Raw genomic sequence first — 23168 nt, 5'->3', positions numbered from 1 at the left:
CCCTGTGGAGACTACCAGTTTTGATAGTCAGATTTTGTCACCGATCGGCGATCAGGTCGGGTGAACGCGGGTTAATCCTGAGAATCGGTCGCTACCACTTTTGATAGTAGCAGCCTGAGTCCGAACATCGCAAATCTCCCTGTATCCAGCAGAGGAGCACTATCGATGGCTGTGCAAGGCAGACGAGAAAGCGAGGAAACGGAACGGCTAAAGCACCTGTCAGTCGGGAGGGGAGGGCACCAATGACGCAGCACCGGTCCCTACCTCGGTTGATTCGGAAACTGCAGGAAGCATTGGGAGATCAGATCTGCATAGCGCTCGACGATCCGAGTGTCGTCGAGATCATGCTGAACCCCGACGGCAAGCTGTTTATCGAGCGGCTCGGTCATGGCATCACGCCGGCAGGCGATATGCGGCCCGGCTCTGCGGAGATTGTTATCGGCAGCGTGGCCCACGTTCTTGATTCGGAAGTCGATGACGCGCACCCGATCGTGTCGGGAGAGTTGCCGATCGGTGGACACCGCTTCGAAGGGCTATTGCCGCCCGTCGTTTCCGCGCCGTCGTTTACGATCCGGCGGCGCGCATCCCAGCTCATACCGCTCGATGCCTATGTGACAAAGAAGGTGATGACGGCCAAGCAGGCCGAAATCATTCGAACCGCAGTGAAATCTCGACTGAACATCGTCGTATCCGGTGGGACCGGGTCAGGCAAAACCACGCTCGCCAATGCGATCATCGCGGAAATCGTCGAGCACGCACCGGAAGACCGTTTGGTCATTCTGGAAGATACGGCGGAGATCCAATGTTCAGCCGCAAATTCAGTTGCCCTGCATACGAGCGACGAAATCGACATGGCGCGCCTCCTGAAAAGTACCATGCGCCTTCGACCGGACCGGATCATCGTCGGTGAGGTGCGTGATGGTGCTGCGCTCACCTTGCTGAAAGCATGGAACACAGGCCATCCTGGCGGCCTTTGCACGATCCATTCGAATACCGCCCGGTCGGCGCTCCAGCGCCTTGAGCAACTGACAGCGGAGGCGAGCCAGCAGCCGATGCAGGGCGTGATCGGCGATGCGGTCGACCTCGTGATCTCCATCGAACGAACAGCCCGCGGACGCCGGGTGAGCGACATCCTGCATGTCACTAAATTTGCATGTGGCCAATATCAGACAGAATCCCACGGAGAGGAACCAAGAAATGCAGCTTAATCGGAACGCGGGAACCTTCGCTGGATTGACGATCGCGGCGGTTTTCCTGGCATCACCAGCGCTTGCGAGCTCGGGTGGAAGTCTTCCCTGGGAAGGTCCGCTCGAACAGATCCAGCAGTCGATCACTGGACCGGTCGCTGGCTACATCGCGCTCGCGGCCGTGGCGATTGCCGGTGGTATGCTTATCTTCGGTGGCGAATTAAACGATTTTGCCCGCAGGCTGATGTACGTCGTGCTGGTAGCCGGGATCCTGCTAGGGGCAACGACGATCGTAGGCTTGTTCGGTGCGACGGGCGCTTCGATCGGAACTCCACTTGAAGAGCAGTTGGCTGCTCCGATGGCTGCAGGGGAGGGGAGGGATGCCTGACGGCTATTCAGGTCTGCAACGTAACCGTATCCACCGGGCATTGTCGCGACCGAATCTCCTGCTTGGGGCGGACCGCGAACTCGTTTTAATCACCGGTCTTGCTGCCGTCATTTTGATCTTTGTCGTCCTCACGGTCTATTCGGCACTATTCGGGGTCGCGGTTTGGATCTTCATCGTTGGTCTGCTTCGACTGATGGCGAAATCCGACCCGCTGATGCGGCGCGTCTACGTCCGCCACATCTCCTATAGGCCCTATTACAAATCAACGTCTGCGCCCTGGCGCCGGTACTGAGGAAGCGAACATGGTTGCCCTCAAACGTTTTCGCTCGACTGGACCCTCCTTTGCTGATCTCGTTCCTTACGCAGGAATGGTCGATAACGGCGTGATGCTATTAAAGGACGGCAGCCTGATGGCTGGCTGGTACTTCGCGGGTCCCGACTCTGAAAGCGCCACAGATCAGGAGCGCAACGAACTCTCACGGCAAATTAACGCCATCCTATCGCGTCTCGGCTCGGGCTGGATCATCCAGGTAGAAGCGGTTCGCGTCCCGACGGTAGACTATCCAGCTGAGGACAGGTCTTTTTTCCCCGACCCCGTAAGCAAGGCAATCGAGGCGGAGCGCCGGGCGCATTTCGCACGTGAGAAGGGGCATTTTGAGAGCAAGCATGCGATCATCCTGACCTACCGTCCGCTCGAGTCAAAGCGCACGAGCCTTAGCAAGTACATTTATTCCGATGAAGAGAGCCGGAAGCGATCTTATGCTGACACGGCTCTCTTCCTGTTCAAGAACTCGATCCGAGAGATCGAGCAGTATTTGGCGAACACGTTGTCGATTCGCCGCATGCAAACCAACGAAACTTTGGAGAGGGGAGGGGCGAGGAGGGCGCGTTACGACGAGCTTCTTCAATTTATCCGTTTCTGCATCACCGGTGAGAACCACCCCGTCCGGCTCCCCGATATCCCGATGTATATCGACTGGGTCGCGACGGCGGAGCTTGAGCACGGTCTTACGCCACGCGTGGAAAACCGGTTCCTCGGCGTCGTCGCCATCGATGGCCTTCCGGCGGAAAGCTGGCCAGGGATACTCAACAGCCTTGACCTCATGCCGCTCACCTATCGCTGGTCGTCTCGCTTCATTTTTCTCGATGCTGAGGAGGCAAGGCAGAAACTGGAGCGCACCCGCAAGAAATGGCAGCAAAAGGTCAGACCCTTCTTCGACCAGCTTTTCCAGACGCAGTCCCGGTCCGTCGATCAGGATGCCATGACCATGGTTGGCGAAACCGAAGATGCGATCGCCCAGGCTTCATCGCAGCTCGTAGCTTATGGTTATTACACGCCGGTGATTATTCTGTTCGATGTTGATCGAGAAGCGCTGCAGGAAAAAGCGGAAGCAGTTCGCCGCCTGATCCAGGCTGAGGGTTTCGGTGCGCGCATCGAAACCCTCAACGCCACGGACGCCTATCTCGGCAGCCTGCCCGGCAACTGGTATTGCAATATCCGCGAACCGCTGATCAACACGAACAATCTCTCCGACCTTGTGCCATTAAACTCGGTCTGGTCTGGCTCTCCATTTGCCCCTTGCCCGTTCTATCCGGAAAACTCTCCACCGTTGATGCAGGTTGCCAGCGGCTCCACCCCCTTCCGTCTTAACCTACACGTCGACGACGTCGGCCATACCTTGATTTTCGGCCCAACCGGCTCGGGCAAGTCCACTCTTCTCGCGCTGATCGCCGCCCAGTTCCGTCGCTATGAGCACGCGCAGATTTTCGCCTTCGATAAGGGTCGGTCACTCGAACCGCTCACCCTTGCGTCCGGCGGCAACCACTACGAGATTGGATCCGATCGGGACGGCGAGGGGTCACAGCTCGCTTTTTGCCCGCTTGAAGATCTTGCGAGTGACGAAGATCGCGCCTGGGCGTCGGAATGGATCGGAACGCTTGTCGCACTTCAAGGTGTCAACATCACCCCCGATCATCGCAACGCTATCTCGCGTCAGATCATGCTCATGGCGCTCTCTAATGCACGGTCGCTATCCGACTTTGTTTCCGGTGTTCAGATGCGCGAGATCAAGGATGCGCTGCACCACTATACGGTCGATGGCCCTATGGGCCATCTCCTCGATGCCGAGCAGGACGGGTTGACGCTTCGCGCCTTCCAGACGTTCGAAATCGAGCACCTCATGAACATGGGCGAACGTAATCTTGTACCAGTGCTTACCTATCTCTTCCGACGGATCGAAAAGCGACTCGATGGCTCGCCGAGCCTGATCGTCCTCGATGAAGCCTGGTTGATGCTCGGACATCCGGTATTCCGGGACAAGATCCGGGAGTGGCTGAAGGTGCTGCGAAAGGCCAACTGCGCGGTTGTCCTGGCGACGCAATCGATTTCCGACGCGGAGCGATCCGGCATCGTCGACGTGCTAAAGGAATCCTGCCCGACAAAAATCTGCCTTCCCAACGGAGCTGCGAGAGAAACTGGCACGCGCGAGTTCTACGAGAGGATTGGTTTCAACGAGCGACAGATCGAGATCGTCGCAAATGCCATTCCGAAACGTGAATACTACGTAACGTCTCCGGATGGCCGACGGCTTTTCGACATGTCGCTCGGCCCAGTCACGCTTTCTTTTGTCGGCGCCTCGGGCAAAGCCGACCTAGCCCGTATCAGGGCGCTCTTGTCGACCCATGGGAAGGACTGGCCGAGCCAGTGGCTCATTGAAAGGGGAATGCAACCACTATGAGTAAAACAAGCAGAATTCTGGCTATCCACAGGGCGTTACTTGCTTCCGCCGTTGCCGCCGGCCTCGCCATATCACCTAGCCCGTCGTTCGCAAGCGGCGCGGTCACGGGCGCAACCGAAATGACCCAGATGCTTAACAACGGCGAACTTATCTCACTGGTCGGACAATCGACGGAGCAGATTAACAATCAGATTACGCAGATCACGCAGCTCGCCGAGCAAATCCAGAACCAGCTGAACATCTATCAGAACATGCTGCAGAATACGGCACAGCTCCCCAATCACATCTGGGGTCAGGTCGAGGGAGATCTCAGCCAGCTCCAGAACACAGTCAAGCAGGGTCAGGGCATCGCATTTTCGATGGCCAATGCCGACGACCTCCTGAAGCAGCGCTTCAAGAGTTACGCCGATCTCAAGACCGGTCTCCCGAACGCCGACAGCTTTTCGTCCACCTATCAAACCTGGTCAGACACGAACAGGAATACGATTTCCAGCACACTAAAAGCCGCAAGCCTGACCGCGGAGCATTTCGACACGGAAGAGGAAACAATGGGCCAGTTGCGATCCATGTCTCAGTCGGCGGATGGCCAGATGAAGGCGCTGCAGGTTGGTCACCAGATCGCTGCCCAACAGGTGGCGCAAATGCAGAAGCTGCGCGGCATCGTTTCCCAGCAGACCACGATGATGGGAACCTGGCTACAAAGCGAGCAGACCGACAAAGACCTCGCGCAGGCCCGCCGCGAGAAATTCTTCAATTCGAATGTCCAGTCCGTTCCGACCGGCCAGAAAATGGAGCCGCGTTGGTGAACCGTTCGGTAATAATCATTTCCATTTGTGCCGCGATAGCCGGCATTGCCACCGTTGCGGCCGTCGTTGTGATCCGTGACGAAAGTGCGGCTGCACCGCAAATGAGTGAAGAACAGCGAGCGGCCCGGGAAAAGTTCTTTGGCGTCCCAAAGGAACCTGCTCCGATCGAGAAGGGCCAGGAGATGCGGCCAAGATGGTGACCCCGGCGGTTAGACTCAGCTTTGTGATCATTGGAGTTGTCTGCCTCATCACGGCAGTCCCGGCCTTTGCTCAGCAAGGGCAGGTGTTGACCGAACTCGAAAATCAGGTCTCAGCGGCGGCCAAGGGGTGGGAAACCACAGTCATGGACGCGGCGAGATCCCTGTTCTGGATCCTCGCTGGGATCGAGGTGGGAATAGCTGCCGTTTGGCTTGCGATCCAGGCCGCATCTTTGGATAGCTGGTTTGCCGAGCTGGTCCGCCGTATCATGTTCATCGGCTTCTTCGCCTTTGTGCTGACGCAGGGCCCAACCTTCGCAAAGGCGGTTGTCGATAGCCTGTTCCAGATCGGTGCTGGCGGCGGATCAGCCTCGCCGGCCGAGGTGTTCGACGCCGGCATCCGCGTCGCTTCCCAAATGTCCGAGCAGGCAAAATTTGGGGTCTTTGAAGATAACGCGCTGGCAATTGCTGCAGTCCTGGCGATGGGTATCGTCGTGATCTGCTTTTCGCTCGTCGCTGCCATCTTCGTCTCGGTGATGGTCGAGATGTATGTCGGCCTGCTTGCCGGCATGATCATGCTTGGCCTTGGCGGATCTTCTTTCACCAAGGACTTCGCTGTCCGGTATCTGGTCTATGCATTCGGCGTAGGAATGAAGCTTATGGCGCTGGTCATGATCGCCAAGATTGGCTCGAACGTCCTGCTGGGCTTGGCCCAAGCGCCGACTGCGACCAGTGATCAGTTCATCACCACCCTTGCCATCGCAGGCATTTCCGTCGTGGTCTTCATCATCGCGATGTACGTGCCGAACATCATGCAGGGCGTGGTTCAGGGCGCGTCAGTGTCTGGTGGAATGGAAACCGTCCGCCACGGCGGGCAGGCCGCGTCGTTTGCGGCTGGCGGCGCGTTTCTCGGGGCGGGTGCTATCGGCGCTGGCTTTGCAGCCGCGCAGGCCGCCCGAGCAGGCGGTTCCTCTGCTGCAGGCTCCGTGCTGAAGGGAATGGGCGCGAGCTTCAGTTCCGGCGCGATGGCCGCGGGATCCGCAGCGAAGGAAAAGGCGATCGGATCGCCAGGCGCCTATGCCGGCTCACTCTTGGGGCTCGCCAACGCAAAGCTGCAGGAGAGCCGGTCCGGGCATGCCAGCCCACCGCCTGCACTTGAACGAAATGACAAATGATTTTCAAAAGATTGGATTGATTGATGGCCGCAGACCGTGCCCCAGATAACCCGTATCTTGCCGCCCGCCAGGAGTGGTCGGAACGCTATGGGTCCTATGTCAAAGCCGCTGCGGCATGGCGCGCGGTCGGCATCCTCGGACTGACGATGGCGGTGATCGGTTTCGGTTACGCGCTCTATCTCAGTTCGCAGGTGAAGCTCGTTCCGTACGTGATCGAAGTCGACAAGCTTGGAAATGCGGTGAACGCCGGATTCCCGCAGCAGATCGAATATGCCGATGCCCGGGTTGTTCGCGCGACGCTCGGCAATTTTGTCACCTCGTTCCGTAGCATCACCCCGGACGCCGTTGTCCAGAAGCAATACATCGATCGCACCTACGCCTTGCTTAGGACCTCGGACCCATCCACCGAAAAAATCAATTCGTGGTTCAGGGGCAACTCGCCCTTCGAACGTGCGAAATCGGCCACGGTTGCGATCGAAGTGAACAACATCGTCGCCTTGTCAAACCAGACCTATCAGATCGACTGGACCGAATATGAGCGGGACCGGAAGGGCAAAGAGACAGGAACACGGCGCTTTCGCGGGATCGCCACGGTCGCGCTCACTGCACCGCAGGACGAGGCCATAATTCGGCTAAACCCGATCGGGCTCTACATCCGCGATTTCGACTGGACCGCGCAGCTCTAGGAGCAGGGGAAAATTTCATGATGAGGATTGGATTTCTGGCGGCCACCGCCTGGCTGGCCGTAACACCGTATGCTGCTGCTGCGGATTCGCAAGGCATGACCTATAAGGAAGCGAAGGGAACGGGCCTGTCGGGTAGTTGGAGAGGGTCGACCGGCCTTGTCACACGGGGAGCGGATGGGAAGGTGATTTTTCTCTATGGAGAGACCCAGCCGTCCGTCGTGTGTTCGCCCCTGCAGGTATGCGACATCGAACTTCAAGGTGGTGAGATTGTAAGGGACGTTTTGGTCGGTGACACCGTTCGGTGGAAGGTTGAGCCGGCGACATCAGGCGCCGCCAACGGTCAGGCGATCCATCTCGTCGTCAAGCCATCGGAACCGGGACTGGTGACATCGATGGTGGTAACAACGTCCCGGCGCACCTACCACATCCAGCTCAAATCCCATCCGACGCAGTATATGGCAAGAGTTGGCTTCGAATATCCCGAAGACGTTTCCACCAAGCTTGCCGACATCAACGCTAGGCTCGAGACGGGCGGCATCCCTGGCTCAGCGCCCGACAAGCTGAATTTCTCCTATTCGATCAACGGCGGTGCATCGTGGAAGCCGAAGCGCGTCTATTCGGATGGTCAAAAAACCTACATCCAGTTTGCGCGGTCGATTGCGGGTCAGGATGCGCCGGTTCTCTACGTTGTCTCGGGCGGACAAAATCGGATCGTTAATTACCGAATGAAGAACGACATGATGATCGTCGACTACGCGATCGACAAGGCGATCCTCATTTCGGGCGTGGGCTGGCACCAGCAAAAAGTCACCCTCAGAAGGGGAGGGTGAGGACATGCGCGCTAGTTATCTCATCCTATACCTCACTCTAGCCCTCGCCGGTTGCCAGACGACTGAAGACGGCTTGACGACCAATGCTACACCGGTCGTCTCGAGCTCCGCCGCCAGCGCGATCGCCGGTGACTTGGCAAGTCGATTTGCCGAACAGGTCCCGCCGGCCACTACCTCGGTGCGGCTGAAATCGGATAAAAGCGACTTTGCGGTCGCGCTCGAGGCCGCCCTCAAAGGTTGGGGCTACTCGGTCACCACCGAGAAGGTCAACAATGACAAAGCGGTCGAGCTTGCCTATTCCATCCAGGGCCTCGACGGCCAACTACTAGCCCAGCTCTCGACACCATCCATTGCGCTCGGCAGGGCCTATGTCGTGTCAGCGAGCGGTGCGACACCTGCCAGCCCGCTTTCCATCATGCAGCGAAACTGACGGAGGATTTTATGGTCCAATCCCTTCAACTGGGAACGCCCAACGGCCAAGGATCCGAAGGTGGAATGCGCCGTCTCAATCGGCTGCCGATCATCGCCGCAATCGTGTTCGTCGTACTATTTATCGGCGTCGTCATCGTCGGCCTGTCGTGGAGGGGCCTGTCTTTCGGGGGACGGAACAGCCTCGATAGCGCTTCGAATTCACCTGCCACATCGTTTGGAGATCAGCTCAAGCGGGGCGTTGGCGACGGCATCATCGGGGATCCTACGGAACGTGAGACGTTCCAACCGACACCTACTCCGACGGTCGAACGGAAATCGGAACCGGAACAGCGTGTTTTGGAAACGCCGGCAGCAGAGCGTACAGTAAGGCGACAACCATTGGAGTCTGAAGAGGAGTGGAAGGCACGTCTCAGGAGAGAGCAGGACGAGCAATACATGCGCGAGCAGAACCGTCAGCGCATGGCCCGTCTGCAGGCACGGGCAACAGCCCTCGATTCGCCTTTGAAGGTTGACGTGTCGGAAATCGAGCGTGGCGATAGAGCCAATGCTTCGAACGCGGCTGGTACATTGACCGGAGCCAGGGGGGCTTCAGATCTTTATGCGGCGGCTATGAAGGCAGGGCTGCAGGGTCAAAACCCCGACCCGAACGGGCAAGTCTCGAAAGAAGACTTCTTCAACCAGGACATAAAGGACCTCGGATATCTTCCAAACCAGGTCGTGCCGCAGCTCTCGAGATTCGAACTTAAACGAGGATCGGTCATTCCGGCCACCTTGATTACAGGGCTGAACTCAGATCTTCCCGGCAGGATCACCGCGCAGGTTAGTCAGAGTGTCTATGACAGCGCCACCGGTTACCGGCTCTTGATACCCCAAGGGGCCAAATTGTTTGGACGCTATGATTCGAAGGTCTCTTTTGGCCAGGAGCGTGTTCTTGTGGTCTGGACAGACTTGATCTTTCCGAATGGATCAACTCTTCAGATCGGTGGCATGGCAGGGACAGATGCTGAAGGTTATGGCGGGTTCCAAGACAAGGTCGATCGCCATCTGTGGCGCACATTTGGCTCAGCGGCGTTGATCGCCCTGATTGGGACAGGCATCGACATGTCGATGCCGCAGAGCTCGACGCTTGCTACCCAGGACACGGCCTCGGATGCCGCACGACGAAACTTTGCTGAGACTTTCGGACGGGCCGCGGAACAAACGATTTCTAAAAACCTCAACGTCCAGCCGACGATCCGAATTCGACCGGGCTACAAGTTCAACGTGCTCGTCGATCAAGACATCGTTTTTCCGGGCAGCTATCGCGAGTGACCTTTAACAGTCAGGGTGAGAAGTGCTGGTTAGCATGATGACTTCACCACAACTTGAAGAACGCCAACCCCCGCACGTGGCCCTTTTGGGTTGACCTGACTCTTCCGCTCAACTATCCGGTAAGGACGACGTAACGTCACATTTTGTTTCCCATTTTGAATTGCAATTTGATTGCGTTCATTTCCTCACGCGTCGGGGGGCCGTGGATTGGATCAGTGGTTTGAACATCTGATAGAGCAGGTATCGCTGGCGTTAGACGAGAAGTCAGTGAAGATCGTGCTTCAGAACCTGGCACACGAAGCTGGGTTCGAAATGTTCACCTATGTTAGCTTGCAAGCCAACACGCATAAGATCTTGTCGAACTATCCCGAGGTCTGGCAGCAGCGATATCTTGACGAGCTTTATGTATCCGTCGATCCAATCATGCTTGGCCTTAGATACAGGTCAGATCTTTTTGCCTGGTCAAACACCACAGAGGGTCGGCTGAACAAGCAGCAGCGAAAGTTCTTCGCCGAGGCGGCCGAGTTTGGGATCCGGTCGGGCGTATCTATCCCGGTCAGATCCGGGTTCGGTCAAATGGCGATGTTGACGCTGGCCTCCAGTGAGCATGGCTATGCCGAGAGCCGATCAATAACGCCGTCTTTGGCGGCCGCTGCGGTCGGTCAGATGCATGCGAGGATCGACATCCTCGAATTGAAGCCGCGTCTGCATGCGCCTGTTGAGCTAACGCCCGGCCAACTCACCTGCCTGCGCTGGAATGCAGAGGGAAAAACAGCGGACGATATCGCTGATATTGAGAAAACCTCCGCCCATAATGTTCGCTTTCATTTGAAAGGCGCAAAAAGGGCGCTTGGGGCGTCAACCTTGACCCAGGCCGCGAGGATCGCGACGATATTGGGGCTGATCTGACGTCTGTTAGTGCGCCTTGGACGTCGGCATCGGGGGAATGTATCCGAGGATATCAATCAAGGTCGAAACCACCGTCTGCTGCGCATGGACTGCGATCATTGACGAAAGATACGCTTCCCGCGCCTCTGAAATTTCCATTTCTCCTGGCTGTTTTTTGTACCGGTCGTAGGCCAATTCCGCCTCACTGACGAGACATCGGTGCTTCGAGATAGCCTCAATTGTCAGTCGTTCAATCATGTCTATGGGCTGGCCTTCCAGCAAGCCAATGAGCGGACGAAGGACAATCTTTGGGTTATCCACCTGCTTCTAGCCTCCTCCGGTACGCCGCCGCCAAAGGCTCAGACCGTGACTTCCATCCCGATCGCTACTCCATCACAGCGAACGAGCGACCCTTATCATACAATCGGGCTGTACGACCACATCACGCAGCAGTGTGTACAGAACCCTACCTGCGCTCATAATTCGAGAAGCGGCCGGATTTGTAGAGAATACTCCGTGGTGAAATACTCTACAACCCGCTGCTTTGCTCCTCATGGAGATTCGCGACGTTTTGGCAAACAATTTGAGAGCGCTTAGGAAGGCTCGACACATGTCGCAGGAAACCCTTGCGGATGAGGCCGATATTGACCGCACCTATATTAGCTCGATCGAGAGGGGAGTTTACGCGACGAGCGTTGACGTTCTGGACCGCCTCGCCAAAGCTCTTGGGGTAGAAGCCAGCGAGCTTCTAAGCAGAGATCGAAAACAGAACCCGGGCGATGCAACTGCGCAAAATTCCGATTAGAGTTGAGAGCGCCAGCCGGTCCTGAAATCCAAGTCCGTCAACATCTGGAAGCTGTTGCACCAACGCACTTCAAGGTCGTCGCAGACGTCCGGTATCCTGCGGTTTGCACGTTTGGTGCTCGGCTTCGAGGCCTCGACGGTCACGACGATCCTATCGGCGCGGTCAGCTAAGGCGTAGGCAATCAGGAATGGGTCGCGGCCGACCTCAATGATCTCAGCATCGTTGAGATCCGGCGCATATTTTTCGATGACTGTCTGAACGAGGGCAGTATCGACGTCCTGATCCAGTTTGAGGGCGTCATAATTGTCGCCCTCATTCAGCCATTTCGCCAATTCCGATCCTTCGGTAATCTCTTCTAATATCTCGACTGGGATCTTCAGCGCGCCGGTCTGTCCCTTATGGACGAGCCAATCCCAGAATTCTGGAACGCGCTGAATAGGATAGTAGAGGTTATGCGCCGTTATAAGGACGTTTGCGTCGAGAAGATGCACGCCGCCCCCTTAAGCCACGCCGTCGGTCAGCGAGAAGACGTTGTTCGGCTTCACGCCGAGAATCGCGGCAGCCTTGGAAGGTGAAAGGGCTCCGTCGGCTAACATCCGTTTCGAAAGGCTCAGCAGGCGATTGCCCAGCCGATGGCGACGCACAAGATAGTAGCTCGGGCCGCCTTCGCTTTCGCGCGCGCGGGCTCGTTGCGCAGCCTTGTTGTTCAGCCATTGCTGCCGAAAGACAGCCGTCACAGACGACCACATGGCTTGATCGATGATCCCTTCGCGATAGAGCTTGTAGGCGACCATCGAGTGGCTGACCTGCCTCAGCTCCGCGATTTCGCCGATGCGGGCCATCACGATATCCTGACGCGCCCCACGCAATGCGTTCTCGCCAGCGATCTCGGCCGAAGGCAGCAGGATACGGCCCGCCACATCGTTGCAGAAGGTTTCAATGACCGATGTGGGCCGCCCACCGCTCACTCCGGTCTGGCCAAGCCAGATATGGGCAAGCTCGTGAAGTAGCGTGAAGGACCACGCCTGCTCGCTGTCTTGATCGTTGATCACTACGAAAGGTGCGACCTTGTCCGAGAGAGCGAAGCCCCGAAAGAGTTCGACATTGAGTGCACTGTGGTGACTTCCGAGATTGCCGATCAACAACACGAAAATCCCTGCGGCCTCGGCGCGTTCGCGCAGATAAGCGAAGCCTCTTGACGTGCCGCGGCCGTTACCGGATCGGAAAGACTGGAGGCTGAAGCCTAGACGCTCCCTGATCGCAGCAGCGAGTCCCTCTGGACTTCCGCGGTAGTCATAAGATCCTACGAAATCCAGTGCTTCGGCCTCTTCCTCACTTTCGAGGAGCGAACGCACCATTTCCTGGCGAGCTCGAACTTCGCGCAGCAGCGTGTCGACGAGCGCCGCATCGCGTTGTGCATATTCGTCGGGAAGGGTCCGGAAATCCTCGCCTCGTGCAGCTGTTACTGGCGGCTCGGCAAGATAGAAGGTGAGCAGGGGCCGGCGATATTGAGTCGACATCTTGATCAGTTGCGGACGAGTAGGTTCAACCTCGCCGTTTTCAAGCATGGCAAGGCGATCGCTGCCCGCAACACCGCGTGCATCGCCGATGCCGAGCTTGTCGGCAGCATCTTCGACGGTGAGCCCTGCGGTTTCGCGAGCCCAACGCAGGATCGACGGGTTGACCTTTGGCACCTTTCACCTCCGCTAGAGTCAGCCAATACTTGGTCCGATTTGATCATGCAATCGTTACGAAAGATATAGGTGTCCTGTCGATGCAAAGCCACCCGGCCCTGGGTCAGCTTTTCCACTCTCGCTCCCCATAGCACGTCGACTCCCTTGGGGCATCGCTTCGGCGAATAATCAGGGGGCATTGCATATCCCTATGCACAGATTACCCGCTATCGCCGTCGCGGATATCGAAATTAACCCGGAGGGTCTTGCGCGGCAGCGATCTCTATAATCCTCACGATATAGAAGGTGATCTAGGCGGCGATGGTGGCCAAAAACATGATGCCGCCTTCGACGCGCTGTCGCAATGCCTGAAGGCTGGCAAAGGTAAGTGTTCCAGCTACTCCGTGCGTAGCCTTGTTGAAGACCGGGAAAAGCTGAAGGATGTCATCGATATCCTTTTCCACGAATCCGAGCATTTCAGGTGAATCCACGCCTTTCCGCTGCAGCAAGAAGCGAATCTTCGCACGTCGTGAAGGGGTGCCTTGCTGTGTTTTCTCGCAATTGGCGTCCGCTGCGAGCACAGCTTCGTTGTCTGCCCATCGGTCCAGAATCTCCGAGAAAATCTCCCTTACGCTGGTACAGAAATGCCTAGCCGCATCGGTGTTGGCTGGATTGAGGGCAAAAAGCGCTCCCCGCCATCGGTCGCACAGGTCGCTCGAAAGGTCTGCCAGGTAGTCGAGGATTCCCGTGTCCTGCGCGTTTTCCGCATGTGCGCTTGCATCGGTGTTCAATGCATAAGCTACCGCAACACTGTTGCTACTCTCGCGCTCGGCCGCAGAGAGGATTTCCTCGTTGACGGAGCCAGCGTGCTCCATTCGCTCGTACCGAGCGCTCAGGTCGAAAGATGAGTCCCTGACGTCAACATATCGCGTTGTGGTTAGAGCGCGAAGTGCGGACAGTCGGCTTTGTCGCTCGCGCTCCACTTGTGCGTTATGCGACCGTACAGCTTGGTTATATTTGTTGATGGCGGCCTGGCGCTTTTGGTTATGCTGTCGGACCTCCCGGTTATGAGCTTCCACCACGCGCTTGTTGTGCTGATTGACTCTATCGATCTCGCGGTTGACCTCACGTACCTGCTTTTCGTAAGCAGCTTTATTGGCTCGGTTTGCCCGGTCAACTTCTTGGTTATACCGCCGGATCGCATCCCGCTGCTTTTGCTCTTGCTGCCGAACCCAAGCGTTATACTGGGATGGCGTCATTCTCCGGACCATCAATCCCTCCCTGATCCTCTCGCCAACGTAGTAGGTGGGCTTGGTGCTATGTTTCTTCAAGTGTAGGTTTGGTACCGCGCATCCGTCGCAAAAGTCTGGCGCGAATTAGGATAATTGTGACGGTTCTCCGGCAACATATGAGTCGGTTGGTCCGGTGCGGTCAACGTGACAACCCGCCCAAATACAAGAGATTCCCTTCACCGAATCCCGATACGCGAAAGATCGACACGGATACCAGCTTTGCCGGCGTCCATTTTTTCCACCGGTTCGCCTTCTGAGCCACCCGCTGTGTGCGTTAGTCCACTGTCTTCGACCGGGTCCTCCCGCTTGATCGATTTGCCGTTGATGAAAGTCGCTCCGCCGGGGTCTTCGGCCTCAAACACACGCGTTCCTTCGAACACCCCGGTTCGCCACGCATAGATCGCGTCATCCACCATTTGCGGCAATACCTCCTGGTTTGTCGGCCGACCGTACCATTTCGTCACGATACGGGCGACCTTGGCAAAAAGAGCGGTGCCCATGCGAAGGTTTGAACAAGAGTCAAAGATCTCCGGCGTCAACTGGGAGGTATCCGTGATGCCAACGCCCGCGGGAAATTGGGTTATGCCGATGCGGACGTTTGCTTGACCGACATAGTTGCGGATGGCGTCAACGCCCATCGCAGGATCTGCAGGCTTCGGAACAAGCACCAGCCTTCCACCGATCTTCACCGAAATGGCCAGCGGATCGTCGGACCCGGCGGCGCTGATGAATTGTTCGACGATTGCTGGTGTGAGCGAGGGGTCTGAGCATTTCTCGATGAGAGCCATGTCGATCATAGTCGTCTTTCTGATCAGCGGTTGAAGGAGGTTACGAGCGGTTTGTCGAAGAGCCGTGCCCAGGCAACCGCACTTGCAGTTTGAATGGGGACGATTGAGGTGCCTTCAGTCCACCATCCGTTTCCGACGGCGACGATCATGTCCGGGTCATGAAAGATCGAGTGCAGGATCGGCCAGACGAGCAGTTGCTCATAGCAGATCAGCGGGGCAACACGCGTACTGCCGATGTCGACAACAGGATTATCGAAGAAGTGCGCTCGCGCGCCCCCGCTTTCCCCAAGCAGCCGGCGCCAAGGCTGCCACATGGCGCCCGGCACCGGCATTCGCTCCCGATAGATTATCTTCCCGCCCGCTTCGGTGACAGCGACCAGCACGTTGTCATAGCCACCGTCGATGACGACTGCTCCACCGGCAATCACAATCTTATCGGAGTCCTTCAGCGCTCTCTGCCAGACCCGCTCTGTAGTCAACGTCCAGAAGCCAAGCGCGCTTTCCGGAAAAACCGTGACCCGACCGCCGGTCGGGAACGTTACCAGCGCAGCACCTGCCAGATCGAGCTGTCGCTGAAGCGACGGGTCACGACCAAGGCTCGCACCATATTCGAGGTCGACACCCGTCCACCCCGGGGGTAGAAGGGCGGGTGTCCAGCTAGCGGCGGACCAAGCCCAGATGCCCGAAAGGGCAAATATTGCAATCGGCCTACACCGTGTCACGAGTACGGCGAGGCCGGTTGCGAGGACCACGAGGCCGAGCCAGCGCCATCCAGGAAACAAGACGCCTGCAGCGGTAATTGGGTGCGCCCAGCCCAGGATTCCGAAGGGCGGAACTGCCATTAGAATACCGGCCGCGAGATAGCGAAAAGCTCGCTCCAATTCGTCCGCCGCGCTCCAGAGCAGGGTATGAACGAACACAAAGGCGCCCGACGCGACGAGCCAGAGCAGGATCCCGGGTAGTATGTCGGAGCCATAAAAGGTCGCAACGCCCTGCGGCAGTCCGCGCGACGCAGCCAGAAAATAGCCCCCTGAAACAAGCGCTGCGACTTTTCGAGACTTTGCCATCGACCAGACGACTGGGAAGGCGAGCGACAGGGGAAGCGCGAGGACAAAGCCGCTCCAGGCCAACCAACCGGCGCCGATCGCAGAGACAACGAGGAGGCTCGTTCGAAGGTCAGGGCGCAAAGGTCAGCACCTCCTTCGCCAGGCCGAGGATCCCCTCAACCGGGAGCGGTCCGAAGTATCGCGAGTCGTACGATCCCTTGAAATCAGAGTGAAGGAAGACAAACCCGTCGCGGACCACGCCGCCCGCATAAGGGGTGAGTGATCTCCCCTCTCCGTCTATTGGAGCCAACCTTGAATTGGGCAAGGGGATGCCTTCAACGAGGACCGTTTGCTTGATCTCGACCTGCTGCCCGGCGACCGCGGCGACCCTCTTGATCAACGGCGCATATCCTCCGGGGCAAAGACCCGATCGGATATAACCGCGCTGCGCGGCGCGTTCCATGTCTGGCCTTTCGGGCGGGCAAATGAAGATGAGGTCGCCGCCACGCGCCGGCCGGTCCAGCGGTTGGATACGCCATAGTCCGATTGGCTCGCTTGGCGTGAAGTTCAGGCGATAGCCGGCGAGCCCTGCCGTTGCTATAGAGACGGGGACGCATAGAGCGGTAAAAGCCAAAGCTAAACCGCGCTTCTGCCATATCCGATGGTGACTGTGGATAACGGAATTCATTTGAGTGATAGCCCTTGGGATTTGGTTTGGCGGAGGGTCTCCGCCTGCTTCGCCGCGTTGACGCTGCGCTCATGCGCCGCCAGTTGCTGGCTGGCGCGCATCAAGCTCCAGGCGGATTGAATCTCGGCTTTTTGCCCCGGATTCATGCCCGATGTGACGGTGCGGAACGTCTCGCCGCCTGTCTCTTTGGCAGCCAGGGGCAGGAAGGTTCTTTCGCCGAAACGTTCCGAGACCGCGCGCGCGAAGCCTTCCAGTTCTGCCTTGATCATCTTGTCCGCGAGCGCGAACTCCAGGCCGGACGGAAGATCGTTCCGGTCGATGGCGTCACGGACGCGCTCGAGGACGCTTTTCGCGCTAGCCGACAGGGCAGGGATGTCGATCGATACCTGTCTGCGCGTCGATAGCTCCTCTCCCCGCATGCGCGCCTCCAGCGTGTCGCGCTGACGCAGATAGTCGGTCAGGCTGGCAGCGAGCGCGGGCACGTTGGCGATCGCGCGGTCCCGGTCTCGCCTGTCGGCAGCGCTGGAGAGCATGCCGGTCTTCCCTTTGAGCGGGCCAAAGCTTTCTGGCTTTTCAGCGATTGTTTGCAGTCTGGCCGCCGCACTCGCTTTATCCGCCAGCATCTTGTCGACATCGACGGCTTTGAAGGCGGCTTCAGGGTTCGCATAGACAAGCTGAAACCGGGTCGAGACCTCTTCCCATTGCTTCTTCAAGGCAGGATCTGCTGCGAGCCTGTCTTCAACAGCCTGATCGACGGTTTTTGGGTAAGTCGTGATACCAGCGACCATGGGCTTTGCCTCCTGAGTGGGATTGGATTTGAGCGTTGGGCCAAGGCCGATCCTGGCGCCGATTGCCGCAAGCCGGCTGGCCAGATCGGCCAACCGCTCGGCCTGCCTTGCGGTCCAATCGAGCCGGTCGCGGGCGATCGTTCTGGCGACGTTGACGAGATGCAGACCACGCGCCTCGGCAAAACGAAGCGCCTGCCGGTAGAGGCTGCCGCCCGAATAATCGAGCGTGGTCTCTTTGGCGTTAGTGCGCGACAGCATCTCGACGAGCCCGCCCGCTTTGGCAAAGGAGCGGCGGCCGTAATAGACGGCAAGATCCTCGCGGTGGCGCGTCATTGCCACATAGGTCAGATGCCGATCGAGCGAGAGAGAGGCGAGCACTTTCACACGATCAACGGTAGCCCCTTGGCTCTTGTGCACCGTCGTGGCGTAGCCGTGGTCAACATTGTTGTAGAAGCGCTGTTCGACGCTTACGTGCCGGCGTTGCTCCGCGTCCCCGATCTCGGCGACGATGCGGCCAGGCGAGGCCTCGACCACTCTGGCCAGCATGCCATTCTTGACGCCGATCGATCCCTCATTCTTCAGGAAGACGATCTGGTCGCCGGCAGCAAACCTTCTTGTACCATCACCTGTCTTGAAGACGTGGCCCTCTTTGATGATGCCGCGTTCGACAAGCTTTTCGCGGGCTAGCTCGTTGAGCATACGAACGTCGCGTCGCAGATGCGCGAGGATCAGCGACGTCTTCTCAGGATCGTAATCGCGGTTCCAGTCGGCGATCAGGTTGCTGACGGCCTGGCCCTTCAGCTCCGAGGCCATCATACGGCCATGGGCGCCATAGGCTTCGACCGCTCTGCCGATGTTGCCACGGGCAAGATCAAGCGACGCGTCCCGCATCCATTCTTCGCGCTGACGATAGATGGTTTCCAGTTCCGCATAGCCGATGCGATCGGCGATCGCGCGGAATGCGGCGCCGGCCTCGATCGGCTGCAACTGTTCGGGATCACCGACCAGAACCAGCTTGGCGCCGGTCTTCGTGACAGCTTCGACGACGAGCGCCATCTGCCGGGATGAGACCATGCCGGCCTCATCCAGCACGAACACGGTCTTATCATCGAGCTGGTTTCTTCCCTGATCCCAGCGCAGCTCCCAGGACGACAGGGTACGGGAGACGATACCGGCTTCTTTCTCCAGACCTTCGGCCGCCTTGCCGGCGAGCGCACCCCCGACGACACGATAACCGGCCGCTTCCCATGCCTCGCGGGCCGCCTTCATCATCGTGGTCTTGCCAGCGCCGGCGCGACCAATCACGGCTGCGATCCGCTCTGGCCCGGCGACATGTTCAATCGCTACCTTCTGCTCGCTGGACAGGCGCTCGTGTCTCCCAAAGACGGCCGTCAGCACGGCGTCTTTCACGCCATGCGACGTGCGCTGAGAGAGCCAGATGGCGCGATTGGCCATTTCGGCTTCGAGCCGGATCAGTTCGCGTGTCGTGTATTTTGCAGGTTGCCGGACCCCGGTCATAAAGTCGATCCGCTCGCGGTCAAGCCGCAGCGTCTGCGGGCTCTGCAGGATGCGAGCCATCAGGTTCCGGAAGAGGGCGGGATCGTCGATATAGCGATGGAGCACTTTGGCGATATCGCGCTCATCGAATACGCTTTTTTCGCGTGTGATCAGGTCGAGCACGATCTCGGGACTAGCCTGGATGCGCCGAGCATTCTCCACCCGTCGCTCCTCCTGCAACTCCAGCCGCTCAAGGGAAACCGTCTCGGCCGCCGTGCCATCTGCGGTCGCGACCTTTCGCTCGATCGCCTTGGTGCCGACCCCGAGATGAATGGTCGGTGTCAATTCTATCCCTTGCCTCTCGAACGAACGACCGTCAACGCGGATGTCGAGACCGGCAAGCGCAAGATGCCGGTTCTGGCAGGCGAACCAGCCATCGCGAAACTCGTTGAAATCGTCGGCACCGCCGGCCCAAAGCTTGTAAACGATCTTGCCGGCATCGTTGCGGACCGGATTGCCGTCAGCTCCGGTCACCGGGACTTTCTTGGGGCCGAAGCCGTCCTCCGACAACGGTCGCAAGGTGGTCATCAGATGGATATGCGGATTGCCGGGTGCGTCATGAAAAACCCAATCCGCGACCATGCCCATGGACGTGATGTGCAGCGCTACGAACTCCCGGACAAGCTCGATATTCTGCTGAGGTGAAAGCTCGATCGGCAGAGCGATCGTCACATCCTTGGCAAGCTGCGCATCCGAGCGCTTCTCGAAATCCTCGACCCTGTTCCAGAAGGCTTCTGACGCACCGGATACCGAGCGGTCGGCAATCATCGACCGGAGCCACTCCGGCGCATCGGCCGGGATCGAAAACTCCTCGTGCAGCAATCCCTGTTTGCGGGTGTAGTCGATCGTGCGGGCCTCCCGCTCATATTCCATCTTGGCGCAATGTCGGTAGGCCGCAGACAGCACCGCGCTGCGGCCGGAACCGCGGGCAACGATGCTGACTGAGAAATGCGGGACGGCCACGAGCAGGACACTCCATCTTCCGAATGAATTCAACATATTCGAGAGGATCGGAGCGGCCCCGCCGGGGCCTTCAGCCAGAGCGTCGCGTTAGCGACGTATAATTGCGCCCTTGGATGCCGTCCTTCGAACGGCCGGGATGATGGTCAAAGGCGTTGGCAGAGCCAACTACCACTTCTGATAGTCGCTTCGCGCCTGAACATCTGAAATTTTCCACCTGTCACAGACAGGAAAAACGTTCAGAAGGATCGATCGGAAATGAAGAAATCGTCGCTTCAGCTGCGCAAGGACATCGCCAAACTCCAGGAACAGCTTCGCCAGGCAGAGACACGCGAAGCCGAACGGATCGGCCGGATCGCATTGAAGGCGGGCTTGGGGGAGATAGAGATCGACGAGGGCGAGCTGCAGACAGCCTTCGAAGCCGTTGCGAAGCGGTTCCGCGAAAGCCAGCGGACACCGAAATCGGCGGCAAGCGGGGGCGAGCCAAAAGGCCCAAGTACGACGGCCGGCTCTGGTGCGGCTTCGGGCCAACCTGCTGAGGCTTGAGCGAATGGCACGCACAACGATGTCTGACGCGCGCAAGAAAGATACGCGGGAAAAAATCGAGCTCGGCGGTCTCATCGTCAAAGCGGGCCTGAGGTTCGAAAAGAGAGCGCTTCTACTCGGAGCGCTGATCGACCTCCAGCAGCGTCTGGCCCATGATGGCGCTGAGCGCGACAGGCTGATCGCTATCGGGTCGGGGGCCTTCGGCGATGACGACGAATAAGATTATCATCACGGTGGCTCCTGCCATCCTGATGATCGTGGTTATGTTCATTTCGACGGGACACGAACAGGCACTATCCGCAATGGGTCGATCGGAAAACGCGCGAGTGATGCTCGGCCGCACGGGTATCGCATTGCCGTTCGTTGCGGCGGCAGCACTCGGCCTGATCTACCTATTTGCGAGCGCAGGCGCGGTGAACATCAAGGCGGCGGGCCTGGGTGTTCTCGCTGGCGGATTGGCGACGGTGGCAGTCGCCGTCGTTCGAGAGAGTACGCGGTTGCTCACTCTCGCGGGCAACGTGCCATCCGGCCAATCCATTTTTTCGTTCATCGATCCCTCGACACTTATCGGCGGCGGCGCAGCAGCTCTCGTTGCAGCCTTCGGGCTCCGTGTCATGGTCCTTGGCAATGCGGCCTTCGCAAGGCCAGACCCGAAACGCATTCGCGGCAAGCGTGCGCTTCACGGCGAAGCGGAATGGATGAACATGAATGAAGCCGAGCGGCTATTTCCATCATCGGGAGGCATCGTGATAGGAGAACGCTATCGCGTCGATCGCGACAGCGCAGCCGACCGGCCATTCTATGCTAACGATCGCATGAGTTGGGGCGGCGGCGGCACATCCGAGCTCCTGTGCTTCGACGGATCCTTTGGGTCCTCGCACGGCATCGTCTTCGCCGGATCGGGTGGCTTCAAGACGACCTCCGTGACGATCCCGACGGCTCTGAAATGGGGAGGAGGGCTGATCGTTCTCGATCCCTCGAACGAAGTCGCGCCGATGGTCGCGAGACACAGGCAGCAAGCCGGTCGACGGCTGCGAACGCTCGACCCTCGTCAGCCGGATATCGGCTTTAACGCGCTCGACTGGATCGGCAAGTTCGGCGGTACGAAGGAAGAAGATATCGCCTCTGTCGCGTCGTGGATCATGAGCGATACGGGGAGGGCGAGCGGCGTACGCGATGACTTTTTCAGGGCGTCGGGTTTGCAGCTTCTGACTGCGATGATTGCCGATGTCTGCCTCTCCGGCCATACCGAGGCGGAGGACCAGACGCTGCGGCAGGTGCGCGCCAATCTTTCCGAGCCGGAGCCAAAACTGCGCCAACGTCTTCAGGACATTTACGACAATTCCAGCTCGGACTTCGTGAAGGAGAACGTCGCAGCCTTCGTCAACATGACGCCTGAGACCTTCTCCGGTGTCTACGCCAATGCGATCAAGGAGACGCACTGGCTCTCCTACAAGAACTATGCAGCATTGGTGTCCGGCTCAACTTTCTCGACGGAGGACATAGCATCCGGCACGACCGACGTTTTTCTCAACATCGATCTGAAGACCTTGGAAACCCATTCGGGCCTGGCGCGTGTTATCATCGGCTCCTTCCTGAACGCGATCTACAATCGCGACGGAAAGGTGGACGCCCGCGTCCTCTTCCTGCTCGATGAAGCGGCTCGGCTCGGGTACATGCGGATCGTGGAGACCGCTCGTGACGCGGGCCGCAAATATGGCATCACGCTGACGATGATTTATCAATCGATCGGACAGCTGCGGGAGACTTATGGCGGACGCGACGCATCGAGCAAGTGGTTCGAGAGCGCCAGTTGGATATCCTTTGCGGCGATCAATGATCCGGAGACCGCGGACTACATCTCCCGCCGGTGTGGCACGACCACGGTCGAGATCGACCAGGTCAGCCGCAGCTTCCAGTCACGTGGATCGTCAAGGACCAGATCGAAGCAGCTGGCGGCCCGACCGTTGATCCAACCGCACGAGGTGCTGCGAATGCGAACCGATGAGCAGATCGTTTTTACCGCCGGCAACCCGCCCCTTCGTTGTGGCCGTGCGATATGGTTCAGACGGGAAGAGATGAAGGCTTGCGTCTCCGACAGCCGGTTCAGCCCGAAATCCGAGCCGTGATGTTGCCGAAAGAGTTTGGCGCGGAAGGATCGTTACCCGAATGGGCGAAGACCGCCCGTGGGCTTCGTTCGCGGGACGCGAATAGAGCCGTATGCCAAAGGCAGACCGCCCGAAGTAACTTGCCACTTCACGGAGATGAATCGATGGCCACTGTCCGATTCAAAACTGTCATTGGACGCTCGCGGCCAAAAGCGCGATTCTGTCGCCATGATCGCACAGCCCCACCAGCTCTACGTGGAAAGAACGGACCGGACAAAA

At 58.4% G+C, this 23168-nt stretch carries 24 protein-coding genes; 16 read left to right on the top strand and 8 right to left on the bottom strand.

The annotated features are described in order from the left end of the window. The first annotated feature begins 242 nt into the window (after nt 1-242). The 12 genes from trbB to OCK01_RS21500 all read left to right on the top strand — a co-directional run bounded on the left by trbB (nt 243) and on the right by OCK01_RS21500 (nt 10659). A complete protein-coding gene (trbB, locus tag OCK01_RS21555; RefSeq protein WP_263825743.1) occupies nt 243-1208 on the top strand; it encodes a P-type conjugative transfer ATPase TrbB in 966 nt (321 codons plus the stop codon). Continuing rightward, nucleotides 1198-1575 carry a TrbC/VirB2 family protein gene (locus tag OCK01_RS21550; protein ID WP_113731223.1) on the top strand — a complete coding sequence of 126 codons (378 nt, stop codon included), beginning with the start codon at nt 1198-1200 and terminating at the stop codon, nt 1573-1575. The genes trbB and OCK01_RS21550 overlap by 11 nt, the downstream gene beginning before the upstream one ends. Then, the gene (locus OCK01_RS21545; RefSeq protein WP_263825742.1) at nt 1568-1867 is read left to right on the top strand and encodes a conjugal transfer protein TrbD; all 300 of its coding nucleotides are present in this window, start codon (nt 1568-1570) and stop codon (nt 1865-1867) included. The genes OCK01_RS21550 and OCK01_RS21545 overlap by 8 nt, the downstream gene beginning before the upstream one ends. Nucleotides 1868-1877: 10 nt before the next feature. Next, complete coding sequence (locus OCK01_RS21540) at nt 1878-4313, top strand: conjugal transfer protein TrbE (RefSeq protein ID WP_263825741.1); 2436 nt, start codon at nt 1878-1880, stop codon at nt 4311-4313. Then, nucleotides 4310-5119, top strand: coding sequence for a P-type conjugative transfer protein TrbJ (trbJ, locus tag OCK01_RS21535; protein WP_263825740.1), 810 nt, complete (start codon nt 4310-4312; stop codon nt 5117-5119). The genes OCK01_RS21540 and trbJ overlap by 4 nt, the downstream gene beginning before the upstream one ends. Beyond that, complete coding sequence (gene trbK / locus OCK01_RS21530; RefSeq protein WP_113731244.1) at nt 5116-5319, top strand: entry exclusion protein TrbK; 204 nt, start codon at nt 5116-5118, stop codon at nt 5317-5319. Before trbJ ends, trbK begins: the two co-directional genes overlap by 4 nt. Further along, a complete protein-coding gene (gene trbL, locus OCK01_RS21525; RefSeq protein WP_263825739.1) occupies nt 5313-6491 on the top strand; it encodes a P-type conjugative transfer protein TrbL in 1179 nt (392 codons plus the stop codon). The genes trbK and trbL overlap by 7 nt, the downstream gene beginning before the upstream one ends. A gap of 23 nt (nt 6492-6514) precedes the next feature. Then, nucleotides 6515-7177, top strand: a complete 663-nt coding sequence (locus tag OCK01_RS21520) for a conjugal transfer protein TrbF (RefSeq protein ID WP_113731228.1) — start codon at nt 6515-6517, stop codon at nt 7175-7177. Between the two features lie 17 nt (nt 7178-7194). Further along, entirely contained in the window at nt 7195-8007 is an 813-nt protein-coding gene (gene trbG / locus OCK01_RS21515) for a P-type conjugative transfer protein TrbG (protein WP_113731229.1), read from the top strand. A gap of 4 nt (nt 8008-8011) precedes the next feature. Then, nucleotides 8012-8437, top strand: a complete 426-nt coding sequence (gene trbH / locus OCK01_RS21510; RefSeq protein WP_263825738.1) for a conjugal transfer protein TrbH — start codon at nt 8012-8014, stop codon at nt 8435-8437. Between the two features lie 11 nt (nt 8438-8448). Next, complete coding sequence (trbI, locus tag OCK01_RS21505; protein ID WP_263825737.1) at nt 8449-9750, top strand: IncP-type conjugal transfer protein TrbI; 1302 nt, start codon at nt 8449-8451, stop codon at nt 9748-9750. 207 nt (nt 9751-9957) lie between these two features. Beyond that, nucleotides 9958-10659 (top strand): autoinducer binding domain-containing protein, encoded by a 702-nt coding sequence (locus tag OCK01_RS21500; protein WP_193603320.1) that lies wholly within the window; start codon nt 9958-9960, stop codon nt 10657-10659. 6 nt (nt 10660-10665) lie between these two features. Here the strand turns inward: OCK01_RS21500 and OCK01_RS21495 are convergent, their stop codons facing one another. Then, nucleotides 10666-10959, bottom strand: a complete 294-nt coding sequence (locus OCK01_RS21495) for a transcriptional repressor TraM (RefSeq protein ID WP_263825736.1) — start codon at nt 10957-10959, stop codon at nt 10666-10668. 232 nt (nt 10960-11191) lie between these two features. Between OCK01_RS21495 and OCK01_RS21490 the strand changes: the two genes are divergently transcribed. Then, nucleotides 11192-11443, top strand: coding sequence for a helix-turn-helix domain-containing protein (locus OCK01_RS21490; protein ID WP_113731233.1), 252 nt, complete (start codon nt 11192-11194; stop codon nt 11441-11443). Here OCK01_RS21490 and OCK01_RS21485 read toward each other — a convergent pair. From OCK01_RS21485 to traA, 7 genes are all read right to left on the bottom strand, one after another. Continuing rightward, the gene (locus OCK01_RS21485) at nt 11440-11934 is read right to left on the bottom strand and encodes a DUF4411 family protein (RefSeq protein WP_263825735.1); all 495 of its coding nucleotides are present in this window, start codon (nt 11932-11934) and stop codon (nt 11440-11442) included. The two genes, OCK01_RS21490 and OCK01_RS21485, sit on opposite strands and share 4 nt — an antisense overlap. A gap of 9 nt (nt 11935-11943) precedes the next feature. Beyond that, entirely contained in the window at nt 11944-13137 is a 1194-nt protein-coding gene (locus OCK01_RS21480; RefSeq protein ID WP_263825734.1) for an ImmA/IrrE family metallo-endopeptidase, read from the bottom strand. A gap of 290 nt (nt 13138-13427) precedes the next feature. Beyond that, the gene (locus OCK01_RS21475) at nt 13428-14375 is read right to left on the bottom strand and encodes a hypothetical protein (protein ID WP_263825733.1); all 948 of its coding nucleotides are present in this window, start codon (nt 14373-14375) and stop codon (nt 13428-13430) included. A gap of 209 nt (nt 14376-14584) precedes the next feature. Beyond that, on the bottom strand, nt 14585-15205 hold the full coding sequence (locus OCK01_RS21470; protein ID WP_263825732.1) for a TraH family protein: 621 nt from the start codon (nt 15203-15205) through the stop codon (nt 14585-14587). Between the two features lie 14 nt (nt 15206-15219). Next, entirely contained in the window at nt 15220-16383 is a 1164-nt protein-coding gene (locus tag OCK01_RS21465) for a conjugal transfer protein TraB (RefSeq protein WP_263825731.1), read from the bottom strand. Beyond that, the gene (gene traF / locus OCK01_RS21460) at nt 16373-16930 is read right to left on the bottom strand and encodes a conjugative transfer signal peptidase TraF (RefSeq protein WP_263825730.1); all 558 of its coding nucleotides are present in this window, start codon (nt 16928-16930) and stop codon (nt 16373-16375) included. The genes OCK01_RS21465 and traF overlap by 11 nt, the downstream gene beginning before the upstream one ends. Beyond that, nucleotides 16927-20238, bottom strand: a complete 3312-nt coding sequence (gene traA / locus OCK01_RS21455; protein ID WP_263825729.1) for a Ti-type conjugative transfer relaxase TraA — start codon at nt 20236-20238, stop codon at nt 16927-16929. The genes traF and traA overlap by 4 nt, the downstream gene beginning before the upstream one ends. A 255-nt stretch (nt 20239-20493) precedes the next feature. Between traA and traC the strand changes: the two genes are divergently transcribed. Genes traC through traG form a run of 3 tightly spaced genes read left to right on the top strand, consistent with a single transcriptional unit; the run spans nt 20494 to nt 22910 of the window. Next, nucleotides 20494-20781 (top strand): conjugal transfer protein TraC, encoded by a 288-nt coding sequence (gene traC, locus OCK01_RS21450; RefSeq protein ID WP_263825728.1) that lies wholly within the window; start codon nt 20494-20496, stop codon nt 20779-20781. Nucleotides 20782-20785: 4 nt separating this feature from the next. After that, entirely contained in the window at nt 20786-21001 is a 216-nt protein-coding gene (gene traD / locus OCK01_RS21445; protein ID WP_263825727.1) for a type IV conjugative transfer system coupling protein TraD, read from the top strand. Then, on the top strand, nt 20988-22910 hold the full coding sequence (gene traG, locus OCK01_RS21440; protein ID WP_263825726.1) for a Ti-type conjugative transfer system protein TraG: 1923 nt from the start codon (nt 20988-20990) through the stop codon (nt 22908-22910). The genes traD and traG overlap by 14 nt, the downstream gene beginning before the upstream one ends. Nucleotides 22911-23168 lie beyond the last annotated feature (258 nt).

Origin of the sequence: Rhizobium sp. TRM95796 (assembly GCF_025779995.1) — a bacterium.
In the GTDB taxonomy this organism is placed as follows: Bacteria; Pseudomonadota; Alphaproteobacteria; order Rhizobiales; family Rhizobiaceae; genus Rhizobium_E.
This window is presented reverse-complemented; position numbering and strand designations above follow the sequence as displayed.

Excerpts from the sequence above, each read along its gene's own strand:
- trbB (WP_263825743.1), top strand. The coding sequence starts at position 243 with ATGACGCAGCACCGGTCCCTACCTCGGTTGATTCGGAAACTGCAGGAA.
- OCK01_RS21550 (WP_113731223.1), top strand. The coding sequence starts at position 1,198 with ATGCAGCTTAATCGGAACGCGGGAACCTTCGCTGGATTGACGATCGCG.
- OCK01_RS21545 (WP_263825742.1), top strand. The coding sequence starts at position 1,568 with ATGCCTGACGGCTATTCAGGTCTGCAACGTAACCGTATCCACCGGGCA.
- OCK01_RS21540 (WP_263825741.1), top strand. The coding sequence starts at position 1,878 with ATGGTTGCCCTCAAACGTTTTCGCTCGACTGGACCCTCCTTTGCTGAT.
- trbJ (WP_263825740.1), top strand. The coding sequence starts at position 4,310 with ATGAGTAAAACAAGCAGAATTCTGGCTATCCACAGGGCGTTACTTGCT.
- trbL (WP_263825739.1), top strand. The coding sequence starts at position 5,313 with ATGGTGACCCCGGCGGTTAGACTCAGCTTTGTGATCATTGGAGTTGTC.
- OCK01_RS21520 (WP_113731228.1), top strand. The coding sequence starts at position 6,515 with ATGGCCGCAGACCGTGCCCCAGATAACCCGTATCTTGCCGCCCGCCAG.
- trbG (WP_113731229.1), top strand. The coding sequence starts at position 7,195 with ATGATGAGGATTGGATTTCTGGCGGCCACCGCCTGGCTGGCCGTAACA.
- trbH (WP_263825738.1), top strand. The coding sequence starts at position 8,012 with ATGCGCGCTAGTTATCTCATCCTATACCTCACTCTAGCCCTCGCCGGT.
- trbI (WP_263825737.1), top strand. The coding sequence starts at position 8,449 with ATGGTCCAATCCCTTCAACTGGGAACGCCCAACGGCCAAGGATCCGAA.
- OCK01_RS21490 (WP_113731233.1), top strand. The coding sequence starts at position 11,192 with ATGGAGATTCGCGACGTTTTGGCAAACAATTTGAGAGCGCTTAGGAAG.
- OCK01_RS21475 (WP_263825733.1), bottom strand. The coding sequence starts at position 14,375 with ATGACGCCATCCCAGTATAACGCTTGGGTTCGGCAGCAAGAGCAAAAG.
- OCK01_RS21470 (WP_263825732.1), bottom strand. The coding sequence starts at position 15,205 with ATGATCGACATGGCTCTCATCGAGAAATGCTCAGACCCCTCGCTCACA.
- traF (WP_263825730.1), bottom strand. The coding sequence starts at position 16,930 with ATGAATTCCGTTATCCACAGTCACCATCGGATATGGCAGAAGCGCGGT.
- traC (WP_263825728.1), top strand. The coding sequence starts at position 20,494 with ATGAAGAAATCGTCGCTTCAGCTGCGCAAGGACATCGCCAAACTCCAG.
- traD (WP_263825727.1), top strand. The coding sequence starts at position 20,786 with ATGGCACGCACAACGATGTCTGACGCGCGCAAGAAAGATACGCGGGAA.
- traG (WP_263825726.1), top strand. The coding sequence starts at position 20,988 with ATGACGACGAATAAGATTATCATCACGGTGGCTCCTGCCATCCTGATG.